General features: G+C 44.5%; 1 protein-coding gene. It reads left to right on the top strand.

Going from position 1 to position 247, the window contains the following annotated elements; genetic code table 11:
* Window positions 1–247, top strand: a 247-nt coding sequence (locus ACNKXV_RS14945; protein WP_417908473.1) for a hypothetical protein, incomplete at both ends; no start/stop codon positions are given.

The following is a 247-nucleotide window of genomic DNA, read 5'->3' as shown; positions in this document are numbered from 1 at the left end:
CTGAAACTAGTACTAAAGGAACCGATCCTGATCAAGCTTCTTTTTATAACTACGAGATTACAAGAACCTGGACCGCAACAGATGCGGCCGGAAATAGTTCTTCTCAATCTCAGAAAATCACCGTTTCTGACGCTAGTGCTCCTACATTATCCGGAGTTCCTGCAGATGTTACTGTAACGTGTGATAATATTCCTGCAGTTGCTTCTCCTTCAGCTAGCGATGTGTGTGATGCTACCCCTGCTATCAC

The sequence above is a fragment of the Christiangramia aquimixticola genome, from assembly GCF_048285835.1.
GTDB lineage: Bacteria > Bacteroidota > Bacteroidia > Flavobacteriales > Flavobacteriaceae > Christiangramia > Christiangramia aquimixticola.
The sequence above is the reverse complement of the archived record's forward strand: the minus strand, read 5'-3'. Positions and strand labels throughout refer to the sequence as shown.